General features: G+C 33.8%; 2 protein-coding genes and 1 other annotated feature. Both genes read left to right on the top strand.

Annotated elements, in window-relative coordinates; translation table 11 throughout:
• The coding region (locus KI356_RS26385) for a penicillin-binding protein (RefSeq protein ID WP_212936927.1) at positions 1-1808 on the top strand (1808 nt) is incomplete at its 5' end.
• Between the two features lie 192 nt (positions 1809-2000).
• Positions 2001-2252, top strand: a binding site (T-box leader).
• A gap of 65 nt (positions 2253-2317) precedes the next feature.
• Positions 2318-2834, top strand: a 517-nt coding sequence (locus KI356_RS26380) for an MFS transporter (protein ID WP_212936926.1), incomplete at its 3' end; no start/stop codon positions are given.

Here is a 2834-nt window from a genome sequence, read left to right as displayed (position 1 = left end):
TTATGAAAAATTTTCATGAAGGACGTACGCAAGTTGAAATTGGTAAAATTGGTCGGAATTTATCTAGAGAAGTGAAGGAACAAATAAAAAAATTAAAAATACCAGGGGTGTCATTTACGACAGAAAAAGCTAGAGTATATCCAAACGAAGACTTTGCATCATATATCCTAGGTTTTGCTAGACCAGATGAAAAAGGAAATGCAGAAGGTAAGTTTGGACTCGAACAAAGTCTTGATAAATATTTGCGCTCTACAAACGGAAATGTAGAATATGTAGGCTCTCGAAGTGGAATCCCGCTTACAAATGATATAGGAAAAGTAGAACCTGCTAAAAATGGAAATAACGTATATCTTACGCTTGATAAACAAATTAATAGTTTTTTAGAAGACGCGATGAATAAAGCGGAGCAACACTATGATCCTTCTATGTTAGTAGGAATCATTGCGGATCCAAAAACAGGTAAGATTTTAGCAATGTCTAGTAAGCCTAGTTATAATCCTAATAAGGGAGACATTGAATATTTTTTAAATGATCCAATTGCGAACGCATTCGAACCAGGGTCTACAATGAAAGTTTTTACATTAGCTGCTGCAATTAATGAAGGTGTATATAACGGGAAAGAATATTTCCAATCAGGAAAATACGCAGTTGGTTCAGCAGAGATTAAAGATCATAATGGTGGCTATGGATGGGGCTCAATTACATTTGATGAAGGCTTTGAACGGTCATCGAACGTTGCTTTCTCAATTTTAGAAGACCAGTTATTGAAACCAAATAAATTCAAGCAATATATGAATAAATTTGGTTTCAATCAGAAAACAGGGATAGATTTACCTGGAGAAAGTAAAAATACATTATTGTTAAATACTCAAATTCAACAAGTTACTACATCTTTCGGCCAAGGCTCAACTGTAACTCCTATTCAAATAGTACAAGCGGCCACAGCTATAGCAAATGACGGAAAAATGATGCAACCTTATATTGTTGATAAGGTTGTAAATCCAACAAATAAACAAGTTATTATGGAAAATCAACCTAAAGAAATAGGGAATCCGATTAAAAAAGAAACTGCAGATAAGGTAAGGAACTTAATGGAGCGTGTTATAACATCATCTAAAGGAACAGGAACGATGTATAAAATTGATGGTTATCCGATTGGTGGTAAAACAGGGACAGCGCAAATTCCGAATCCTGAAAATGGACGATATATGGAAGGGAAAGATAATTATATTTTTTCATTCTTAGGAATGGCTCCAATTGATGATCCGCAATTAGTCGTATATTTAGCCATTAAGCAACCTAAATTAAAAGGAAATGAATACGGTGCTCAGCCTCTTGCTGAAATTTTTAAACCAGTTATGAAAAATAGTCTAGAATATTTAAAAGTGAAACCATATACAGAAAAGCAAATGGTAGATGCAACAAAGCAATCTGAAATAAAAGTACAAAATTATGTAAATCAAACGATGGATACTGTAAAAAACATTGCAGAAAAAGAGAAACTTCAGCCGGTATTATTAGGAGAAGGAAAGATAATAAAACAATATCCACAAACTGGCGAAATAATGAGTGAAGGAGATCGTATATTTTTATTAGGAAGCAACGTGAAGATGCCAAACTTAAAAGGTTGGTCAATGCGTGATGTTATGTATTTCTCTAAGTTGTTGAAATTAGATTTAAAAACAACAGGTACAGGGTATGTAACAAGTCAAAGCATTGAAAAGGGACAATATATACAAGAAGGTGATACTTTAAAACTAGATTTGGAACCGCCACTAGAACCATTAGTAGAAGCGAGTCCAAATTAATATAGAATTTTGTAAGAGTCTATAGCATAATAGGCTCTTTTTGTTAGAGTTACAGGCAATTTCACGCACCGTACTTTTTATATTAATACTAAATTAAGTTACAAAATTACATGGATGTTCTTTTTCTTAAAAAAACTGATTATTCTTTTTAATTATTTACAATATAAAACCTATATGCTAATATGGATAAAATTACATGCAATGATGAGAAGAGTAGATAAAATGAATTTTTCACAGAGAGCTCCATTTAGCTGAAAAGGAGCAAAAATTCTTTATTGAATCAAGCCTCTGAGCAGCACATCGGAACCTTTAATGAGGGGGTGGTGTGACGGGAGCTCCCGTTATAGAGCTAAGGTATAAGCTTTATGCAGTACCTGATAAGGTTAATATGGCGACATATTAACAAACTAGGGTGGCACCGCGATGATAAATCTCGTCCCTAAGACTTTAAGTCTTGGGGGTGGGATTTTTTTATTGGTTTAAAATAATTTAGAAAGCGGGTGCCTAAAGTGAAAAAATTACTTAAAGATTGGAAAAATCCTTTATTGCTACTATCAGGAGTTGGTATTGCAAATTTAGGTGCATGGATTTACTTAATTGCACTGAATATACTTGTCTATAAAATGGGTGAATCAGCGTTAGCTGTTGCTGCTTTATATGTGATTAAACCACTAGCCACTTTATTTACAAACGCTTGGTCAGGAAGTATGATAGATCGTTTAAATAAACGTAAATTAATGGTGAATCTTGATATATATCGCGCAGTATTCATCGTAATATTGCCTTTAACTGCATCTCTATGGATTGTTTATCTACTAGTATTTTTTATTAGTATGGCTGATGCAATATACGAGCCAACCGCTATGACATACATGACGAAATTAATCCCTGAGGAACAAAGGCAACGATTCAACTCCCTTCGTACTTTAATTGGATCTGGAGCATTTGTAATTGGGCCAGCTATAGCGGGATTATTATTAATAGCAAGTACACCTGAATTTACAATATATATGAATGCTATAGCTT

It is taken from the genome of Bacillus hominis (genome assembly GCF_018332515.1).
Lineage (GTDB): Bacteria > Bacillota > Bacilli > Bacillales > Bacillaceae_G > Bacillus_A > Bacillus_A hominis.
This window is presented reverse-complemented; position numbering and strand designations above follow the sequence as displayed.